Here is a 20,503-nt window from a genome sequence, read left to right on the forward strand (position 1 = left end):
CTGCGGCGCTCCCCACGTACGGGCAAGCGCTTTCCCTGTTACGCTCGACTCGATCGAGGAGGATTCCGTGCCCGAGACCGTGGCCCCCCTGACAGTCGTGCGCGCCGGCATTCTCGGCACCGGCGGAGTCGCCCGCCTGCACGCCGAGGCGCTCGCGGCACTGCCCGGCGTCGAGCTCGTCGCCGTGAGCGACTCGAGTCTCGAGCGGGCAGCGGCCTTCGCCGAGCAGCATGGCGAAGACGGTCGCCTCGCGAGCGTGCACGCGACCCTCGAGGGGATGCTCGCCGAGGCTGCGCTCGATGTCGTGCACCTCTGCACTCCGCCCTCGGGTCACGCCGACCAGACGATCGCGGCCGTCGAGGCCGGGTGCGACGTCATCGCCGAGAAGCCTCCGGCGTTCTCGCTCGCCGAGCTCGATCGCATGACCGTCGCCGCCGGTGCCGCGGGTCGCCGGCTCGCGGTCGTCTTCCAGCAGCGCACCGGCAGCGCGGTCGCGCACGTCAAGGCGCTGCTCGATGAGGGAGCCTTCGGGGCGCCGCGCGTCGCTCTGTGCCACACGCTCTGGCATCGCGGCGACGAGTACTACGCCGTGCCCTGGCGGGGCACGTGGGCGGGCGAAGGCGGCGGCACGCTGCTGAGCCACGGCATCCACCAGATCGATCTGCTCGCGCATCTGCTCGGCGACTGGAGCGAGGCCTCGGGCGCCCTGTGGCGACTCGACCGCAACCTCGAGACCGAAGACCTCGCGACCGGCACGGTGCTCTTCGAGCATCCGCTGGGCGCAGTCGTCGCGAGCGTGGTCTCGACCGTGCTCTCCCCACGCGAGCAGTCGATCATCCGGCTCGACTGCGATCTGGCCACGATCGAGCTCGTGCACCTCTACGGCCACGGCCACGATCACTGGCGCATCACGCCCGCCGCCGGGGTCGATGAGGCCGTCGCCGCGTCATGGGCGCTGCCCGACGACGAGGTCGCGAGCGGTCACGGCGTGCTGCTCGAGGCGGTCTACGGGGCCCGTGCCGCGGGGCTGCCGATGCCCGACGTCGCGGCCGAGCCCGCTCGTGCGCTCGAGATCGTGACGGCGCTCTACGCCTCGGCGGGTCGCGGAGCACCGATAGCGAAGTCGGCACTGAGCGATGTGGCTCTGCGCGGGCCGCTCGAAACCATGGTGCGCGACCGTCGACGCGCACCGCAGTCGTCGTGACCGTCGCCCCGGCGCGCGACCTGCTGCCGGGCATCACGCTGCACGCGCCCGACGCACGCGAGCAGCAGGGCTCGCCGCGCCCGTGGCTACATCCGATCACTTCTCCCGCGGGCGTCGTCGCCACCGACGATCAGCCCGACGACCATCCGTGGCATCGCGGCCTCTCGCTCGCGGTCGCGAATGTCGCGCTCGATGACGGTTCGGGGCTCGCTGCACCGCCGCACAACTTCTGGGGCGGCCCGACGTTTGTCGAGGGTGACTACGTGCAGCTTGCCAACAACGGCAGTCAGAAGCTCATCGAGCGGCGTCTCGACCACGGCTCGGCGCGCGAGACCCTCGCCTGGCGCACGGTCGAGGGCCGGACTATCGTGCACGAGTCGCGGCGCATCACTGCGGCGGTCGTGAGCCCCACGGCCACGCGACTGCAGTGGCAGAGCTCGTTGACGGGAACGACTTCGGCGGCGGTGCGCTTCGGCAGCCCGACGACCGCGGGCCGGCCGCAGGCAGGCTACGGCGGGCTCTTCGTGCGCGGCGCACGCGCGCTTCTCGGCGCCGAGGTGCTGCTCGACGGGGCGCCGGTCGACCCCAGTGCGGCGATGGGCGCGCGAGCGGACTGGGCCGCCCTGCGCTCGCCCGGCCTCACCATCGCACTCGCCTCCGACCCCGCAAACCCCGTGAGCCCGGCCCCGTGGTTCGTGCGGGTCGACCCCGTGGTCATGCTCTGCGCTGCCCCGTTCTTTCACGCCGAATGGCGACTCGAGCCCGGCGAGACCGTCACCTGGCGCTGGACCGTGCTCGTCGTCGACGGCGCGCCGTCGGCGTCGCAGCTAGGCGACCTGCTCGCGTGAGCGCGCCGATCTACCGCGATCCGGTCACCGACGGAGCGACGGATCCGGTGATCATCGAGGGCCCCGCAGGAGAGTGGCGCATGCTCTACACGCAACGCCGCCCGGGCGCGCCCGAGCCCGGTGTCGGCTGGGTGCACGGCAGCGCCATCGGCACGGCGGTCTCGCGCGACGGCGGTGCGAGCTGGCAGTACGCGGGAGTGCTCGACGGCCTGAGCGAGCAGCTCGGAGCGGCCGGGCTCGGTGCGGGCATCCACACCCTGTGGGCCCCCGCGATCGTGCGCGATGCCGGCACGTACCACCTCTTCGTCACCGCCATCGCGGGCGTTCCGACGAGCTGGCACGGTCATGCGCGCACGATCGAGCGCTTCACCTCGACCGACCTGAACACGTGGCACCACGAGGGGCGCGTGCCGCTGCCGAGCGACCTCGTCATCGACGCAGCGGTCGCCCGCTGCCCCGACGGGCGCTGGCGACTGTGGTGCAAAGACGAGGCGGCCGGGTCGACGACGGCGGTCGCCGTGAGCGACGACCTCGTCGACTGGAGCCCCGAAGGCGTCGCCATCGACGGCCAACCGCACGAGGGCCCGGTCGCGTTCGCCCTCGGGGGCTGGTGGTGGATGCTCACCGACGAATGGCGCGGCCTGCGGGTGCACCGCTCGAGCGACGCCCGCTCGTGGTCGCCGAGGGGCCTCGTGCTCGCCGCTGCGGGTGAGCATGCGGATGACCGCCAGGTTGCCCGTCACGCCGACGTCGTAGTGCGCGGCGACGCGGCGTTCGTCGTCTACTTCACCCACCCGGCGTGGGATGGCAGTGAGATCGCCGAGGTCGATGCGGGCGATGTCGAGCTGCAGCGCAGCGCGATCCACGTGGCACGGGCAGTGGTCGTCGACGACGACCTGTTGGTCGAGCGGAATGTGCCCGCAAGGCTGCCGCTCGCCTGAACCCTAGGCTTTCGTGTGTGATCAGGCGCCCTGCGAACCGACCTCGGGCGGTCGCGCCGGCGGGCGGGAAAGCGAATTCCCATTCGGGCTTGACGCATGCGCGACCGTCGCCTACGGTGTGGGATAACGCTTTCCCAAAGCGCGACTATCCGTGGTCTACAGCGACGTCTTCCAGGAGGACAATGATGTTCAGCACTCGCACCCGGCGCTTGGCCCTCGCGGCCACCGCCACCGCCGCAGCCGCGGCGCTCGCCCTCTCGGGCTGCTCACCCGCCGAGACCGGCGGCGACTTCGACCCCGAGGCAGAGGTCGAGCTCACCTTCACGTGGTGGGGCAACGATGACCGTGCCGCTCGCTACCAGACGCTCATCGACGCGTTCAACGAGCAGTACCCGAACATCACCATCAACGGCAACTTCACCGACTTCCCCAGCTACTGGGAGGTTCGTCAGACCGAGGCCGCCGGTGGCGGTCTGCCCGACGTCTGGCAGTTCAGCGACTCGTACCTGCGCCAGTACGGCGAGCCTGGCCTGCTGCTCGACCTCGGCACCGTATCTGAGTACGTCGACTTCGAGGCCTTCGACGACGCTCTTCTCGGCACCGGCCAGCTCGAGGGCGCGCAGTACTCGCTGCCCACCGGCTACAGCGCCTGGGCAGTCTTCCAGAACGACGATCTGCTCGCCGAGCTCGGCGTCGAGCCCTACCCGGGCGGCACCACCTACGAGGAGTACTCGGAGTGGATGGCCGAGGTCACGGCGGCCGGCGCCGCTGCGGGCGTCTACGGCGGCACCGACTACACCCAGCGCATTCAGAACTTCGAGAACGTGCTGCGCGCTCAGGGCAAGAACCTCTACACGGCCGACGGCGGCCTCGGCTTCACCGAGGACGAGCTGGCTGCCTACTGGGAGATGGGCGCTGCTGACCGCGAGTCGGTGACGGTGCCGCAGTCGCGTCTCGAAGAGATCGCCCCGGTCTCGGGCTTCGGTGCGAAGCTCACGGCGAGCGAGATGAGCTGGAGCAACTTCCTCGGCGGCTACCTCGCCGAGTCGGGCGCGGCATCGCTCACGATGGTCGCTCCTCCGCTCGACGTCGACGGCGGTCAAGATCTCTACCGTCAGGCCGGTCTGCAGATGGCCATCTCGGCCGACACCGAGCACCCTGAAGCCGCCGCGCTCTTCCTCGACTTCGTGGTGAACAGCCCCGAGGCCGGCGAGATCTTCGGCACGACCCTGGGCTTCCCGGCCTCGAGCACCAAGCTCGCGGGCGCGACTCTCGAAGGTGCCGACGCGCAGGTAGCCGACTACCTCGACTCGGTCGCCGACCGCATCGGTGCCGCCCCGCCCGTGCCGGTCATCGGCTACGGTTCGCTCGAGCAGACGTTCTGGGATCTCGGAAAGTCGATCGGCCTCGGTGCCGTCTCCGTCGAGGATGCTGTGCAGCAGTTCTTCGACGAAGCCGCCGTCATCCTCGGCCAGTAGCACCACGCGTTCCACCGCACGAAGGAGTACGGACTCATGACCACGATCGACACGACCTCCGGGTCGACGACACCGGGAGAGTCCGTCTCCGGCTCCCGCTCGGCGCAGCAGCGCCGGGCGGGAGCCCCTCAGGGGGCCTCGCCGGCTCCCGCTCGCAAGAGCAGCGCCCGCCGCCGCGACACGATCGCCGGCTACGCCTTTCTCTCGCCCTGGCTGCTGGGCTTCTTCGCCCTCACCGCCGGGCCCATGATCGCCTCGCTCTACCTGGCCTTCACCGACTACGGCATCTTCACGGCCCCCGAGTGGATCGGTCTCGGCAACTTCGAGCGCATGATGAACGACCAGCGCTACTGGCAGTCGGTCGAGATCACCCTGCTGTACGTGCTCGTCGGCACGCCCATCAAGCTCGCCGCCGCGCTCGGCGTCGCGATCCTGCTCAACATGCCGCGCCGCGGCACGGGCTTCTACCGCAGCGCCTTCTACGCCCCCTCGCTCATCGGCGCGAGCGTCAGCATTGCCATCGTCTGGCGCGCGATGTTCTCGACCGATGGGCCGGTCGACTCGGGGCTGAGCCTCTTCGGCATCGAGCTCGGAGGCTGGGTCGGAATCCCCGCCCTCATCCTTCCCATGATGATCCTGCTCGCTATCTGGCAGTTCGGTGCCCCCATGGTCATCTTCCTCGCCGGTCTCAAGCAGGTGCCGCTCGAGCTCTACGAAGCCGCGAGCGTCGACGGCGCAGGTCCGATGCGCAAGTTCTTCAGCGTCACGCTGCCCATGCTGTCGCCCGTCATCTTCTTTAACCTGCTGCTCGAGATGATCAACGCCTTCCAGGTCTTCGCCTCGGCCTACATCATTGGCTCGGGCTCAGGCGGCCCCGCCGGCGCCACGAACTACTACACCGTGTACCTCTACACGCGCGCGTTCACGAACAGCCAGATGGGCTATGCGTCCGCGATGGCGTGGGTGCTGCTCATCGCCGTCGGCATCATCGCCTTCATCCTCTTCCGCACCTCGCGCTCGTGGGTGCACTACGCCGGAGACGACCGATGACCCCCGCCAGCAGCCTCGACCGCGACGACTGGCGCGGTGACACCAGCACGATGGTGATCACGAGCGTTACGCCCGTTCGCCCCGGCATGAAGCTTCACCGCCGCCTCACCGGTGTCGTCTGGACGATCGCGATCCTCGCTCTCACCGCGGTCGTGCTCTACCCGCTCGCGTGGATGGTCTCGGCCTCGTTCAAGCCCAACAGCGAGTTCGGCAGCAACCAGGCATTCTTTCCGATCGCTCCCACGATCGACAACTACCTCAAGGTCTTCGAAGGCGTGGGCGGGGTGCCGCTCGCCATCTTCTTCCTCAACTCGTTCCTGCTGGGCATCGGTGCCGTCATCGGCACGGTCATCTCGTCTTCGATGGCCGCGTACGCCTTCGCGCGGGTGCCGTTCAAGGGCCGCGGCACGTTCTTCGCCATCATGATCGGCACGCTGCTGCTGCCGTTCCACGTGCTGATCATTCCGCAGTACATCATCTTCAGAAACCTCGACATGATCGACACGTTCTGGCCGCTGCTCATCGGCAAGTTCCTCGCCACCGAGGCCTTCTTCGTCTTCCTCATGGTGCAGTTCATCCGCACGCTGCCGCGAGAGCTCGATGAAGCCGCGCGCATCGACGGGTGTGGTCACGCCCGCATCTACTTCTCGATCACGCTGCCGCTCATCAAGCCCGCGCTCATCACGTCGTCGATCTTCGCCTTCATCTGGAGCTGGAACGACTTTCTCGGCCCACTGCTCTATCTGACGAGCCCGCGCAACTACCCGTTGCCGCTCGCCCTGCGTATCTTCAACGACCAGACCTTCGCGAGCGACTACGGAGCGACAATCGCCGTCTCGGTGCTCGCCCTGCTGCCGGTGCTGCTGTTCTTCATCATCTTCCAGCGCTTCCTCGTCGAAGGTGTGGCGACGCAGGGCCTCAAGGGCTGAGAATCGCAGGATGCCCGCACTCCGCCGCCCGCACCAGCCTGCGTCGTGACGCCTCGCGCTGAGGGCTCACCGCGCCGCGCGTCGCGCGCCCCCGCACGCCCGGTCGCCGACGGCAGCCGGTTGCGGTGGCCGGGTGCCGCCGGCGGCTTCGCGCTCTTCGGCGAAGCGCTGTGGGTAGGGGTGCTCGTGACCGTCGTCGGGCTGCCGCTGCTCACGCTGCCCGCCGCGCTCGCGGCTGGCGTGCGCTCGCTGCGGCGCTATCTGCGTGCCGAGCGCAGCGGACTCGCCGAGTTCTGGGGCGATGTGCGCGCCGCGGCACTGGGCGGGCTGGTGGTCGCGCTCGCCGTGCTCGGTGCACTCGGGCTGCTCAGCGCGTCGGCCTTCGTCGCCGCCACTTCTCCGATTCCCGGCCGCGAGCTCGTGCTGGTGGTGTGCGCGCTCGCGGCCGTGGCCGTCGTCACATCCCTTGTCGCCCTCGCCGCGCAGTGGCGGCCCGCCCTCGGCTGGCGCGGGGCGGCCAGCACGCTGCGGTCTTCGGTCGCGGGCGATGCGAGCGGGGCTGTGCTGTTGGTGGTCGCCGTTGGACTCACGGGCGTCGCTGCGTGGCAGCTGCCCCCGCTCATCGTGCCCGCGCTCGGCTGCCTGGCCTTCGCCGCAGCGGTCGTCGTCGAGCGCAGGCACGCTCGCGAGCATCCCCTCGCTGACAACCCGCGGTAGCCGCACCGCTTCACGCCCCCGACCACCCCGCAACCGAAGGAGCCGGCCGTGCATTACGGAGCCGACTACAACCCCGAGCAGTGGCCCGAGAGCGTCTGGCCCGACGACATCGCGCGCATGCGCGAAGCGGGCGTGACGATGGTGAGCCTCGGCATCTTCTCGTGGTCGCGGTTGCAGCCGGGCCCTGACGAGTGGAGCTTCGACTGGCTCGACCGCGTCATCGACCTGCTGCACGAAGGAGGCATCGCGGTCGACCTCGCTACGGCGACGGCGAGCCCGCCGCCGTGGCTCGCCGCGCTGCACCCCGAAACGCTCGCCGCCGATGAGCGCGGCGCGAGCTACTGGCCGGGCAGCCGGCAGCATCACGCCGTGTCGAGCCGCGTCTACCGCGAGCACGGGCTCGCTCTCGTGCGGCGACTCGCCGAGCGCTATACGCAGCATCCTGCCGTCGTGCTGTGGCACGTGGACAACGAGCTCGGCTGTCACCTGCCGCTCGACTACTCCGATGCCGCGCGCGATGCCTTCCGCATCTGGCTCGCCGAGCGCTACGGCACCATCGACGCGCTCAACGATGCTTGGGGCACGAGTTTCTGGTCGCAGCGCTATCGCGCGTTCGACGAGATCACACCGCCGCGCCTTGCGCCCTACTCGCACAACCCGGGGCAGCTGCTCGACTTCCGGCGTTTCACGAGCGACACGCTGCTCGGCTGGTATCTCGAGCAGAAGGCCGTGCTGCGCGCGGCCGGCGCCCAGCAGCCCATCACGACCAACATGATGGGTGCCTTCAAGCCCGGCGATTACGCGGCGTGGGCCGAGCACGTCGATGTCATCAGCGACGACGCCTACCCCGACCCAAATGACCCCGAGAGCTTCCGCGCCGCGGCGCTGCAGCGCGACCTCATGCGCTCGCTCAAGCCCGGCACCCCGTGGCTGCTGCTCGAGCAGGCGACGAACGCGCTCAACTGGCGCCCGTCAAACGCACCCAAAGCGCCCGGCCAGATGGCGGCCCTCAGCGCGCAAGCAATCGGACGAGGTGCCGATTCCGTGCTGTTCTTCCAGTGGCGGCAGTCGCGGGCGGGCGCCGAGAAGTTCCACTCGGCGATGCTGCCGCAGGCGGGCACCCAGACCCGCACCTGGCGCGAAGTCGTCGACCTCGGGGCACGCCTCGCCGCGCTGCCCGAGCTGCCGCCGCCGGCCGTCGACGACGCGCGCGTCGCCCTCGTGCTCGACTGGCAGAGCTGGTGGGCGCTCGAAGCCCCCGACCACCCGGTCGCACTCGATCAGCTCGCAATTCTGCGCCGCTGGTACGACGCGCTGCACGAGCGGCACGTCATGGTCGACATCGTGCCGCCCGGCCGTATCGCCGCTCATCACCGGCTCGCGATCGCGCCCGCGCTGTACCTCATGACCGACGGCGATGCCGCGCACGTGGCCGACTGGGTCGCGGCGGGCGGGCAGCTGCTCGCCGGGCCGTTCACCGATGTCGTCGACGAGCACGACCGGTTCGCCCCGCCCGGCGGCGACCGCGGCGGCTTCCTGCCGCGGTGGGGGGCGATGCTCGGCGTGCGGCTCGAAGATTTCGGCGCTCTTGTCGCCCCCGGTGCGCCCGCTGAGGAGCCGGGAGAGCGGTGGGCGCCGTTCGCCGCGTCGACGGATGCTCGCAGCGAGCTTCACGGAACCGGCACACTGCTCGCCGAGCACCTGCACCTGGTCGAGGCCACCGCCGAGGCCGTCTTCACCGCCGGTCGCCGCACGGGCGACCCCGCGCTCACGCACCACGCCCACGGCGCCGGTGCGGCGCGCTACCTCGCCACGGTGCCCGACCGGGCAGCCGCTCTCGCGCTCGTCGATCACCTGCTCGCCGAGCCGGCGCTCGACGGTACCGGCCTGCGCGCGACCGACGCGCTGCCCGATCGGTTGCCCGACGGTCGCGCGACCTTGGCTGACGGCAGCCCGCTGCCGGGTACCGTCGAAGTCGCCCGGCGCGGGCCGCTGCTCACCGTCATCAATCACGGCACGGCGCCGGTGGCGTTGCGGGTGCCTGGGCAGGTGCTACTCGAAACGGGAGCGCTGCCCGACGACCGCGCTTCAGTGACCGAGCACTCACTGGGCGTGCAGCTACTCGCCCCGTACGATGCGGTCATGACCCTGCTCGAGCGCCCGGCCCGGCCCGAGCCCTGATGCGCGTCGTCTTCGCACCTGATTCGCTCAAGGGCACGGCGACGGCGGCCGAGGCAGCTCGAGCGCTCGCTGAGGGGTGGCGTAGCATCCGCCCGCATGACGAGATCGTGCTCGCCCCGATGGCCGACGGCGGCGAAGGTACGGTTGACGCGGTGGCGGCGGCCCTGCCAGCGGCCGAGCTGCGACGCACGCGCGTCACGGGCCCCGCGACCGCTGCTGACGAGCGCGATGTCGAGGCGCGCTGGCTGCTGCTGCCGCCCGAGCCCGACGGCTCGCGCACGGCGCTCGTCGAACTTGCCGAAGCCTCGGGGCTGTTGCTGCTCGACGATCTCGCTCCGTTGACGGCGCACACGCTCGGGTTCGGGCAGGTCATTGCCGTGGCGCTCGCCGCCGGTGCCGATCGCGTGCTGCTCGCGCTCGGCGGCAGCTGCTCGACCGACGGTGGAGCCGGCGCATTGCGTGCGCTCGGCGTCGAGCTGCTCGATGACGCCAATGCCCCGGTGCCGCTCGGCAATGCGGGGCTGCACAGCCTTGCGCGCGTCGACCTCGGTACCGCGGTCGCACCGCCCGTGGCCGGAGCGCTCGTGCTCAGCGATGTCGACAACCCGCTGCTGGGCTCGCGCGGCGCGGTCGCGGTCTTCGGTTCGCAGAAGGGTCTCGACGTTTCGCTCGCGCCCGACGCCGAGCGCGCGCTCGACCGCTTCGCGACCGCGATCGACCCGGCCGGTACTCTGGCCGCCACTCCCGGAGCGGGCGCGGCAGGGGGCACCGGCTTCGGGATGCTCGCCTGGGGTGCCGCGGTCACCTCGGGGTCTCGCGCCATCGCCGAGGCCATCGGGCTGCCGGAGTCGATCGCCGGGGCGCAGCTCGTCGTCACGGGCGAGGGGCGGTTCGACGGGCAGTCGGCAGGCGGCAAGGCTCCCGTGGAGGTCGCACGGCAGGCTCGCAAGGCCGGAGTGCCGTGCGCGCTCGTCGCGGGCACGATTGACGCCAGCCCGGTCGAGGTGTCGGCGTCGAGATTCGACGTCGCGATCGCGCTTGACGAGCTCGCCGGTTCGACCGCCGTGGCCATGGCCGACCCGCTCACCTGGCTGCGAGCGGCGGGGGAGCGGCTCGCGGCCGCGCACGGTCGCTGACGGCGTGGCCGCCGCGCGCCGTGATCCGTAGGCTGAGGCCATGACTGATCCGCAGCAGGCCGTCGAGGCCGCGAAGAAGGCTCTCGCCGATGCCGAGGCGGCGCTCGCCGCCGCGACCGAGGCCGCGAAAGCGGAGACCGCCCAGGCTGAGGCTGCCGAGGCGCAGAAGTCGCAGCCTGCGAAACCTGTCGTCGCCGTGGTAGCGGATGCTCCGCTCGATGCCGAGCGCGTGGCGAGCATCCGTTCTGGATACGCCATGGAGGGTGCGGTGCTCGAGATGGGCGCGCTCGTCAACGGCGACGCGTTGCCCGACGTGCCGGTGCGCATTCCGATCGCCATGACCAACCGGCACGGCCTCGTCGCTGGCGCGACCGGCACGGGCAAGACCAAGACGCTGCAGGTGCTCGCCGAGCAGCTCAGCGCGGCCGGGGTTCCCGTCTTCGCGGCCGACATCAAGGGCGACTTGAGCGGCATCGCCGTGGCTGGCAGCAGCAGCGAGAAGTTGCTCGCCCGCACCGAGGGCATCGGTCAGAACTGGCAGCCCACGGCGCACCCGACCGAGTTCTACTGCCTCGGCGGCATCGGTCACGGCGTGCCTGTGCGCGCTACGGTCTCGAGCTTCGGGGCGCTCATGCTCGCCAAAGTGCTCGGCCTCAACCAAACGCAAGAGTCGAGTCTCGGGCTCGTCTTCCATTACGCCGACATCAACGGTCTGCCGCTCGTCGACCTCACCGACTTGCGCACGGTCATCCAGTTTTTGACGAGCCCCGAGGGCAAGGCCGACCTCGCCGAGCTCGGCGGGCTGAGCAAAGCGACCGCGGGCGTCATCCTGCGCGAGCTCATCACCTTCGCCGCCGAGGGTGCCGACGTCTTCTTCGGGCAGCCCGAGTTCGACACTGCCGAGTTCTTGCGCACGATGCCCGACGGCCGAGGCATCGTGAGCTTGCTCGAAGTGCCGGGTGTCGCTGACAAGCCCGCGCTGTTCTCGACCTTCCTCATGTGGCTGCTCGCCGACTTGTTCAACGACCTGCCCGAAGTCGGCGACATCGACAAACCCAAGCTCGTGTTCTTCTTCGACGAGGCGCACCTTCTATTCAAGGACGCGAGCAAAGACTTTCTCGCCGCGATCACCCAGACCGTGCGACTGATCCGCTCGAAGGGCGTCGGCATCTTCTTCGTCACCCAGACGCCGAAAGACGTGCCAGCCGACGTGCTGGCCCAGCTCGGATCACGCGTGCAGCACCAGCTTCGGGCGCACACGCCCGACGATCAGAAGGCGCTGCGCGCGACCGTGCGCACGTACCCCAACTCGGGCTACGACCTCGAAGAGGTGCTCATGGGGCTCGGCATCGGCGAAGCGATCGTCACGGTCATGAACGAGGAGGGTGCTCCCTCGCCCGTCGCGTGGACCCGACTGCGCGCCCCGCAGGGCTCGATGGATCCCGCCCCGGCCGACCTCGTGTCGGCCACCGTCGCGGCCTCGCCGCTCATGGCACGCTACGGCCAGGCGATCGACCCGCAGTCGGCGCACGAGATGCTCGCCAGCCGCATGAACGCCGCCGCCGAGGCTGAGGCCGCGCGCGAGGCGGCGACGCAGAAAGACAAGGCGCAAGAGGAGTATGAGAAAGCGTTGCGCGACCTGCAGAAGGGTGACCGCACGACGACGCGCACGACGACCCGCCGCTCGACCAAGGCTGCACCGACCATGGGCGACACGATCGGCGACCTGCTCGGGTCGCGCTCGGGCCAGACCGTGATCCGCGAGGTGGTGCGCGGTATCTTCGGCACCCTCGGGCGCCGCTAGAAGGAGAACGACGCATGAACGCCAGCGATGTCATCGTGCTCGGTGCCGGTCTCGCCGGGCTGTCGGCCGCACGCGATCTGGCTGCGGCCGGTGTCGACGTGCGCGTGCTCGAGGCGCGGGGTCGCGTGGGCGGGCGGGTCGAGCAGACCGAGCTCGCCGACGGCCGCCTCGTGCAGCTCGGCGGTGAGGTGGTCGGGCCTTCGCACACGGCCTACGCGAAGCTCGTCGACGAACTCGGCCTGACCCTCGTGCCCGCCTTCGCCGGGCTGCCTGGCGACGACGTGTGGGTGCTCGCCGACGGCCGCGTCAGCGGTGAGGGCATTCCGTGGTTCAGCGATGACGACCGCCGCAGCTACGAGATTGCCGAGCGCGCGTTCGGCGACCTCGTGCGCTCGGTCGACCCCGACGACCCCTGGTCGCACCCCGAGGCCGAGCGGCTCGACCGCCTGAGTGTCGCACAGTGGCTGCGCGAGGTCGGCGCGACCCCGAACGTCGTACGGGCGCGCGACGTGGCCATGCTCGCCCTCGCCGCCGAGTCGGTCGAGCGCACCTCGCTGCTCAGCGACCTGCGCAAAGAGGCCGCGGTCGGCTCGACGACCTTCTACGACTACGACGTGTGGGAGGTCTCGCGCGTCGACGAGGGCTCGGCAACAGTCGCACTGCGCATGGCCGCCGAGCTCGGGCACCGCATCACCCTCGGTGCCGTCGTCGACCGCGTGAGCCTCTCGACGCGGGGCTGCACCGTGACGCTCGCGAGCGGCGAGCGCTACACGGCGGGGGTGGTCATCTCGACGATTCCTGCCGGACCGTTGCGCAGCATCCGCATCGACGGGCTGTCGGATGCTCGCCGCGCGTCGCTCGATCGCCAGCGCCATGCCCTCACGTCGAAGGTCACCGCGGCCTACAGCGAATCCTTCTGGGCCGCCGACGGACTCAACGGCACCGCGTATGCCGAAGTGGGCATGCTCGGCGGCACCTGGGTGCAGCGCGACGGCATTCTCTCAGCGCTCGTGCCGCCAGAGCGGCAGAGCGCGTTTCTCGCCACCTCGCCTGAGCGCCTGCACGATGAGCTGATTGATGAACTCGTCGCTGCCTTCGGGCCGCGAGCGCGCGAGGTGGAGCAGCTCGCCGTGCGCCGGTGGGCGATCGACCCGTTCACGCTCGGATACATCACGAGCTGGCGACCCGGTGACGTCACGGGGGTCGGCTCGTTGCACGGCACGCACGAGCCGCCGTTCTACGTCGCAGGCAGTGACCAGTGGGTATGCGGCTATATGGAAGGCGCAGTGCGCACGGGGCGTGCGGCCGCTGCCGCGGTGCTCGCCCAGGGCACCTGAAGCGCCTCGTGCTTCGTGCGGGGTTCGCGTGGATATGCCACCATGAGCGAACCCCGTTTGCCGACGCCGTTAATGACAGCGAGAAGGGTGCCCACCGTGCCCCGACCCCCGCAGAGTGACGCCGCTGGCGACGGTGGCGGTGTCGACCCGCGGATCGACGAGGCGCTCGATCAAATCGCCGATGGGTTGATCTTCTTCGATCGACAGTGGCGGTACACCTACCTCAATCGGTCTGCCGAGCGGTACCTCGGGTTGCCTGCCGACGAGGTCGTGGGCAAGAAGCTCGGTGAACTCTTTCCGGGAGACCCCGCCGAGAGCGACTTTGGCCAACCGCTACGTCGAGCGATGGAGAACCGCGAGGTCACCAACGCTCGCGCGTACCACGCGACACTCGATCTCTGGCTCGAGACCCGCAGTTACCCTACGGTCGACGGAATCGCCGTGCACCTGCGAGACGTCTCTGACCTCGAGCGTCAACGGCGCGAACTCGACGAGGCAAGCCAGCGTGCGATGCGCATGAGTTCACTTCTCGACATCTCGAACGAGGCCTTCATCACCGAAGACCTCGAGTATCGGGTCACCTACTGGAACAGCGGTGCCGAGCAGATCTACGGGTGGACCCGAGACGAAGCCGTCGGTCGCGACATTCGCGAGCTCATCTACGACGACGCAACGCGATTCGAGGAGCCCGCCGCGACACTGGCGGCCGCAGGACGATGGTCGGGAGAGATGCGGCAACGCTCGAAAGACGGGAGGAGCATCATCGTCGCGTGCCGCTGGCAGGCCATCGTCGATGACGAGGGGCGACCGACGAGCTACTTCGCCGTCAACTCCGACGTCACGGCGCTGCGTGAGCAACAAGAGCAGCAGAGTCGAGCGCGACGACTGGAGAGCCTCGGCACCCTCGCTGGCGGCATCGCCCACGACCTCAACAACGTGCTGACGCCGGTGCTCATGTCGGTGCAACTCTTGCGCACCATGCAGTCTGCGCGCGAGCAGGAGGAACTGCTCAACGGCATGCAATCAGCCATCACCCGGGGTGCGAACATGATCAATCAGGTGCTCTCGTTCGCGCGAGGCGTCGAGGGCGCTCGAGATGCCGTACACATTTCCCGCCTGATTGACGAGCTCGGCACGCTCACTCTCGCCGTGCTGCCGAAGTCGATCGATGTCGAGATCGACCTCGCTGCGGTGCCGCCTCTCTGGGGGGATGCGACTCAGATCCTGCAGGTGCTCGTCAATCTCGTCACGAACGCTCGCGATGCTATGCCTGACGGCGGCACGCTGCGCATCTCGGTGCGGCAACAGCAGGTGAAATCGAGCCCCGAGGTGCCGTCAGTTCTCGAGCCCGGACGCTACGTCACGGTGACGATCGAAGATTCCGGGCTTGGCATGACCCCCGAGGTGCAGAGCCGCATCTTCGAACCGTTCTACACGACAAAGAACCCGGGTGACGGAACAGGTCTGGGTCTGGCGAGCAGTCTCGCGATCGCTCACAGTCACGGCGGCTACCTGCAGGTGCTCAGTGAGCTGGGGGTGGGGTCGCGTTTCACGCTCTCCCTTCCTGCCGCCGACGAAGCTCAGGCGGTGGATGCGGCTTCCTCGAGCAATAACGGCGAGGTGATGCGGGGGCACGGTGAACTGGTCCTCGTGATCGACGACGAGTCGAGCATCCGCACAATCGTGTCGCAGGCCCTCGCCCGCAACGGGTACCGCACGGTGGAGGCGAAGAACGGTCGGGACGCCATGGCACTGCTTCAGGAGCACGCCGAGAGCGTGCGACTCGTCTTCACCGACATGATGATGCCGGTCATGGACGGAGCAGCGACGGCGTCGTACGTTCTGGCGAATCACCCGGGCGTCGCGATCGTTGCCTCGAGCGGGCTCTCGGCCTCCGCTGCGGTCGACCGAGCACGAGAGGCCGGTGTGCGCCACTTCATCTCGAAACCCTTCACTGCCGAGACGCTGCTGCGCACGATCCGCGATGCCTTGCGCGAGGAGTCTCCTTCGGGCTAGAAGGGGAACAGCACGGGCACGAGCAGCGCCGCCACCGCCAAGAACAGCAGCATGATCGGCAGCCCGAACTTCCAGTAGTCGCCGAACTGCAGACCGGCTGGCGCCATGATCATGAGGTTCGCCGGCGTCGCGACCGGGGTCAGGACGGCGGCGGCCGAGACGACCGCCACGCCCAGCAGGAACGGCAGGGGAGAGACCCCGAGCTCGTAGGCGACCGAGATCGCGATCGGCGCGACGATGAGGGCAGTGGCCGTGTTGCTAATGAGCTGGCCGAAGATGAGCGTGACGACGAGCAGGGCAGTCATGACGATGTGCGGCCCGAACGAGCCGACGATATCGACGATGCCCGTGGCGATCAGGTCGGCCGCGCCCGTCTGGGTGATCGCCGTTGAGACGGGAATCATGCCGCCGACGAGCAGCACGGTCGTCCACTGAATCGAGCGGTGCGCCTTCTCGATCGACACAACGCGCGTGAGCACCATCGCCCCGGCGGCAAGCAGACCGGCTACAGCGGGCGGCATGATGCCGGTCGCGAGAGCGATGACCATGAGCACGAGCACGATGAGCGCGGTGTAGGCACGGCGGCCGATCGGGGCTGCCTGGCGGCGGATCTGGTCGGGAGCATCCACGACCATGACCGAAGGGTCGCGCAGATTCTGATCGAGGTCGTCCCAGCGGCCCTGTACGAGCAGGATGTCGCCCGCCTCGAGGCGCAGCTCGGTCTGGTCGCCGACGTTCTCGCCGCCGCGCTGGATGGCGACCACGATGAGGTCGCCGCTCTCGGTGACCATGCCGGGCCACACCGGGTCACCGATGGCGCGCGACCGCGGGGGTATGACGATCTCGGCCACGCCATACTCGGCATCGAGCGTCGCCCAGTTCGTCGCTACGGTGCTCGTGCCGACCCCCTCGAGCTTCGAGTCGTCGCTCACCGAGCGGATGGCCGTGGGGGTGCCCTGCAGAATGAGCACGTCGCCGACGCGGATCGGCGCCGCCGGGTCGCGCGGGCCTCGTTGCGAGGGTGACTGGATAGCGATGAGTGAGACCGCAGACGGTGCTTCGAACACGATCTCGGCCTCGGTCTTGCCGATGAGCGGCGAGCCCGAAAGCACCCGCACGCGGCCGAACGGCTGGGCGTCGCCGAACTGGGTGAGGAGTGTGCGTGCGTGGTCGCCCAAATCGCTCGAGAGCGTGGTCGGGATGCGGGCCGGAATCAGGCGGTTGCCGAAGAGCACCGTGATGAGAATGGTGCCGGCGACGATGGGAACCCCGACGAGGCCAAACTCGAAGAACCCGAACGCACGCCCGGTCTCTTCTTCGGCGAGCTCAGACATGATGACGTTGACGGGCGAGCCGGTCAGGGTGAGCAGCGAGCCCGCGTGCGCGCCGAAGGCGAGCGGCAGCAGCAGCCGTGCCGAGGCGATCGACATCTTCGTCGCGATGACGACCACGACGGGCAGCAGAGCGGCGACCGCGCCGTTGACACTGATGAGGGCGGCGAGCACCGCGACGACCAGCATGATGATGATCGTCAGGGTGCGCGAGCTACCGCCGCCGCTCGCGATGAGGCGCTGTCCGGTCCACGCTGTCAGGCCCGACGAGTCGAGCCCTTCGGCGACGACGAACAAACTCGCGATAAGAATGACGGCCGGATCACCAAAGCCCGCGAAGGTCTGACCGAGGTCGAGAATGCCCGTCGCATAGAGGGCGAGCGAGGCGCCGAGAGCGATGAGACCGACCGGAATGCGGTTGGTCACGAACGCGAGCACCACGATCGCGAGAATCAGCATCGTCACCGCGATATCGCTCACGCGTTGACACTAACTGAACCGCGCTTTGTTTCGTAGAGTGAGCCTCGCGGAGCACGCATGGCCGCGCATCGCGTCATCGAAAGGACCACCACCATGGACGGATTTCTCGGCAATGTCTGGGACTTCGTTTTGCTCTTCTTCATCTCGTTCGCGTTCATCGCCTACTTCATCACGCTCTTCAGCGTGGTCGTCGACCTGTTCCGCGACGAGTCGCTCAGCGGAGGCTGGAAGGCCGTTTGGCTGCTCTTCATCTGGTTCGTGCCGTTCGTGACGCTGTTCGTCTACCTCATCGCGCGCGGCGGCGGCATGGCGAAGCGCAGTCAGTCGCAGGCGCAAAAGTCGCAAGAGGCCGCCGCCGAATACATTCGCGGCGTGGCGGGCACCAGCCCGGCCGACGAGATCGCCAAGGCGAAGGCGTTGCTCGCCGACGGCACGATCTCGCAGGCCGAGTTCGATGCCATGAAGGCGAAGGCGCTCGCGTAGCAATCAGAGCTACTGCAGCGACGACGTGAGGCGAGCAAGGCTGTCACGCACTTTCTCGCCTCGCGGTCGTCGCACCCACTCGTCGAGCACGAGCTCGCGGCTCTGCGCGCGATACGAGGCCTCGATGGCGCGCATGCGCTGCACGAAATCGGCGCCGTGCACCATGACCGAGACCTCCATGTTGAGGCTGAACGAGCGGATATCCATGTTGCTCGAGCCCACGATCGCCACGTCGTCGTCGATCGTGAAGTGCTTCGAGTGCAGCACGGTCGGGGCGCGGTACAGGTAAATGCGCACGCCGGCTCGCAAGAGGTCTTCGTAGTACGAGCGCTGCGCGTGGTACACGAAGAACTGGTCGCCGACCTCGCTGACATAGAGCTCGACGAGCAGCCCGCGCGATGCCGCGGTGATGATGGCGAGCTGAATCGCCTCGTCGGGAACGAAGTAGGGGCTCGTGATGCTCACCTGCTTCTCGGCCTTGTGGATGAGCGTCGTGTAAAGCTTCAGGTTGTTGTCGTTCTCGAAGCTCGGCCCGCTCGGCAGCACTTGCGCGTCGAGCAGTGCGGGGTCATCGCCCAGCACGACCGGAGTCGTGTCGAGCGGCAACAGCTCGTCGGTCTCGCTGTACCAGTCGGTCACGAAGACGGCGTCGAGCTCGCGCACGACCGGGCCTTCGAGCCGCACCATGACCTCGTGCCAGTGCAGGCCCCTCTTGATGGCCTTCTTCTTGCCGTAGTTCGACGCCACCATGTTTTGCGAGCCCGTGTGGCCCACGCGCCCGTCGACGACCACGAGCTTGCGGTGGTTGCGCAGGTCGGGGCGCTGCCACTGGCCACGCAGCGGGCGCAGGGGGAGCATTCCGTGCCATTCGGCGCCCATCGCGGCCAAGCGAGCGAGCGTGGCTTTTCGAGCGGGAGACAGGATGCTCATGAGGTGGTCGCTCAGAACTCGCACCGTGACCCCGCGCGCGCTCGCCCGCTCGAGCGCCGCGAAGAACGGCTCGGTCGTGTCGTCGAGGGCGAGGATGAAGAACTCGACATGCACGTACTGTTCGGCCGTGTCGATGTCGGCGACCATCGAGGCGATCGAACCCTCGTAGTCGTCGGTGAGCTCGGCGCGGGTGCCGCCCACCATCGGCAGAGCGCCGAGGTTCTCGTTGAGGCGCACCGACGAGCCGAGCCACTCGGGCCACTCGTCACGATGACTCACGCGATCGAGACCCTCGGTGCGGGCGAGAATGAGCTCGCTCACTTCGCGTTGCTTTTCGCGCCGACGCTTCGGCAGCCGGCTGAGCCCGACGAGGAAGAACGCGATAGCGCCCACGTAGGGGATGAAGATGATCGTGAGCATCCACGCGATGGCCGTTGATGGGCGGCGTCGCGCTGAGATGAGAATGACGGCGATTGATCCCAGCACGACGTGCAGGGCGACCGCGATGATCGCGATGAGGTCGAGCGGGTCAGCGCTCACCGCGCGCGCTGCCTCGGCACGACGACCTTTTTGAGAATGAGCAGGATGCTCGCGACGACGGGCGACGCCACGAGCGCACCGAGCAGGCCGAGCAAGGTGCCGCCGATCACGGCGCCGATGAGCACGAGCGAGGCGGGAATCTTGATGGCCTTGCCGATGATGCGGGGCGAGATGAAGTAGGCCTCGACCTGCATATAGACGATCATGACGATGGCCACGATGAGCGCCGTCGCGGGCGAGGTGAAGAGCGAGACGAGCACCATGAGCGTGGCGCTGATGAGGGGGCCGATCACGGGAATCAGCGTGATGAAGAGCGCGATGAAGGCGAGGATGCCCGCGTAGCGCACCCCGAGAACGCTCAACAGAATGAACGAGAAGAGGGCGTTCATCGCCGCGATGACGACCTGCCCGCTCAGGTACTTGCCGATCGAGTCAAAGATCTCTTCGGCGATCTCGGCGAAACTCTCGCGCTTCGAGCCGGGAACGAGGTCGTACAGCGCCTGCTTCATCGAGTCGAGCGAGGCGACGAAGTAGAGCGTGATGACGACGACGAGCAGAAAGCCGAAACTGCCGTTGATGATGTCGGCCCCGATACGCAGGGCGCCGCCACCCAGCGTGATCCACAGGTTCGGGTCTGCCGAGGTCAGGCGCACCCACTCGAGCACGATGAACGGATACCCGTTGAACTGGTCGTCGAGGTCGAGAAACCAGCCCTGGTTCTCGAGGTCGCTGAGATTCTCGGGCAGGGTGCGTGCGAGCTCGGTCGCCTGCTCGATGACGGTGGGAACGATGAGCACGAGCAGCACCGCGACGACGGCGAGGAAGGCCGCGAGCACCAATCCGATCGCCCCCGCCTTGGGCAGCCCTCGCCGCTCGAGGCGGGTGACGACCGGGTACAGCCCGAGGCTGATGAAGGTCGCCAAGAAGATGAGCGTGATCGTGTACGCGAGCTGAGAGACGGCGGCGCCGAGCAGCAGGGCGAACAGTACGCCGAGGGTGCCGACGAAGCCGATGACGAACGGCCCCGAGCGCAGAAGGCCTCGGCGAGGGGCGCCTGGCGGGGGAGAGTCGGCAGACGGGGTGTCAGGGCTCATGGTC

General features: G+C 68.7%; 16 protein-coding genes. 13 read left to right on the plus strand and 3 right to left on the minus strand.

Annotated features, from left to right (window positions below; translation table 11 throughout):
* Positions 1-67: 67 nt before the first annotated feature.
* From KL788_RS10955 to KL788_RS11010, 12 genes are all read left to right on the plus strand, one after another.
* Positions 68-1,204, plus strand: coding sequence for a Gfo/Idh/MocA family oxidoreductase (locus KL788_RS10955; RefSeq protein WP_293171375.1), 1,137 nt, complete (start codon positions 68-70; stop codon positions 1,202-1,204).
* A complete protein-coding gene (locus tag KL788_RS10960) occupies positions 1,201-2,052 on the plus strand; it encodes a DUF6807 family protein (protein WP_293171377.1) in 852 nt (283 codons plus the stop codon). The genes KL788_RS10955 and KL788_RS10960 overlap by 4 nt, the downstream gene beginning before the upstream one ends.
* Positions 2,049-2,993, plus strand: a complete 945-nt coding sequence (locus KL788_RS10965) for a hypothetical protein (protein ID WP_293171380.1) — start codon at positions 2,049-2,051, stop codon at positions 2,991-2,993. The genes KL788_RS10960 and KL788_RS10965 overlap by 4 nt, the downstream gene beginning before the upstream one ends.
* Positions 2,994-3,175: 182 nt before the next feature.
* Positions 3,176-4,471, plus strand: a complete 1,296-nt coding sequence (locus KL788_RS10970; protein WP_293171383.1) for an ABC transporter substrate-binding protein — start codon at positions 3,176-3,178, stop codon at positions 4,469-4,471.
* Between the two features lie 36 nt (positions 4,472-4,507).
* The gene (locus KL788_RS10975; RefSeq protein ID WP_293171386.1) at positions 4,508-5,521 is read left to right on the plus strand and encodes a carbohydrate ABC transporter permease; all 1,014 of its coding nucleotides are present in this window, start codon (positions 4,508-4,510) and stop codon (positions 5,519-5,521) included.
* A 50-nt stretch (positions 5,522-5,571) separates the two neighbouring features.
* On the plus strand, positions 5,572-6,450 hold the full coding sequence (locus KL788_RS10980; protein ID WP_428846137.1) for a carbohydrate ABC transporter permease: 879 nt from the start codon (positions 5,572-5,574) through the stop codon (positions 6,448-6,450).
* Positions 6,451-6,495: 45 nt separating this feature from the next.
* Positions 6,496-7,167, plus strand: a complete 672-nt coding sequence (locus KL788_RS10985) for a hypothetical protein (protein WP_293171389.1) — start codon at positions 6,496-6,498, stop codon at positions 7,165-7,167.
* A gap of 48 nt (positions 7,168-7,215) precedes the next feature.
* A complete protein-coding gene (locus KL788_RS10990; RefSeq protein WP_293171392.1) occupies positions 7,216-9,348 on the plus strand; it encodes a beta-galactosidase in 2,133 nt (710 codons plus the stop codon).
* On the plus strand, positions 9,348-10,484 hold the full coding sequence (locus KL788_RS10995; RefSeq protein ID WP_293171395.1) for a glycerate kinase: 1,137 nt from the start codon (positions 9,348-9,350) through the stop codon (positions 10,482-10,484). The genes KL788_RS10990 and KL788_RS10995 overlap by 1 nt, the downstream gene beginning before the upstream one ends.
* A 40-nt stretch (positions 10,485-10,524) precedes the next feature.
* Positions 10,525-12,288: a helicase HerA-like domain-containing protein gene (locus KL788_RS11000; protein WP_293171398.1), complete on the plus strand. Its 1,764-nt coding sequence runs from the start codon at positions 10,525-10,527 to the stop codon at positions 12,286-12,288.
* Positions 12,289-12,302: 14 nt separating this feature from the next.
* Positions 12,303-13,625 carry a flavin monoamine oxidase family protein gene (locus KL788_RS11005; RefSeq protein WP_293171401.1) on the plus strand — a complete coding sequence of 441 codons (1,323 nt, stop codon included), beginning with the start codon at positions 12,303-12,305 and terminating at the stop codon, positions 13,623-13,625.
* Between the two features lie 96 nt (positions 13,626-13,721).
* The gene (locus tag KL788_RS11010; RefSeq protein ID WP_293171404.1) at positions 13,722-15,641 is read left to right on the plus strand and encodes a PAS domain-containing hybrid sensor histidine kinase/response regulator; all 1,920 of its coding nucleotides are present in this window, start codon (positions 13,722-13,724) and stop codon (positions 15,639-15,641) included.
* On the opposite strand, the gene KL788_RS11015 is transcribed toward KL788_RS11010, so the two are convergent.
* On the minus strand, positions 15,638-17,452 hold the full coding sequence (locus KL788_RS11015; protein ID WP_293171407.1) for an SLC13 family permease: 1,815 nt from the start codon (positions 17,450-17,452) through the stop codon (positions 15,638-15,640). The two genes, KL788_RS11010 and KL788_RS11015, sit on opposite strands and share 4 nt — an antisense overlap.
* Positions 17,453-17,509: 57 nt before the next feature.
* Here KL788_RS11015 and KL788_RS11020 point away from each other — a divergent pair, with 57 nt between their 5' ends.
* Positions 17,510-17,935: an SHOCT domain-containing protein gene (locus tag KL788_RS11020; RefSeq protein ID WP_293171410.1), complete on the plus strand. Its 426-nt coding sequence runs from the start codon at positions 17,510-17,512 to the stop codon at positions 17,933-17,935.
* A gap of 9 nt (positions 17,936-17,944) precedes the next feature.
* On the opposite strand, the gene cls is transcribed toward KL788_RS11020, so the two are convergent.
* Positions 17,945-19,405 (minus strand): cardiolipin synthase, encoded by a 1,461-nt coding sequence (gene cls / locus KL788_RS11025; RefSeq protein WP_293171413.1) that lies wholly within the window; start codon positions 19,403-19,405, stop codon positions 17,945-17,947.
* Complete coding sequence (locus tag KL788_RS11030; protein ID WP_293171416.1) at positions 19,402-20,499, minus strand: AI-2E family transporter; 1,098 nt, start codon at positions 20,497-20,499, stop codon at positions 19,402-19,404. Before KL788_RS11030 ends, cls begins: the two co-directional genes overlap by 4 nt.
* Positions 20,500-20,503 lie beyond the last annotated feature (4 nt).

This window comes from Microcella sp. (assembly GCF_019739195.1).
Lineage (GTDB): Bacteria > Actinomycetota > Actinomycetes > Actinomycetales > Microbacteriaceae > Microcella.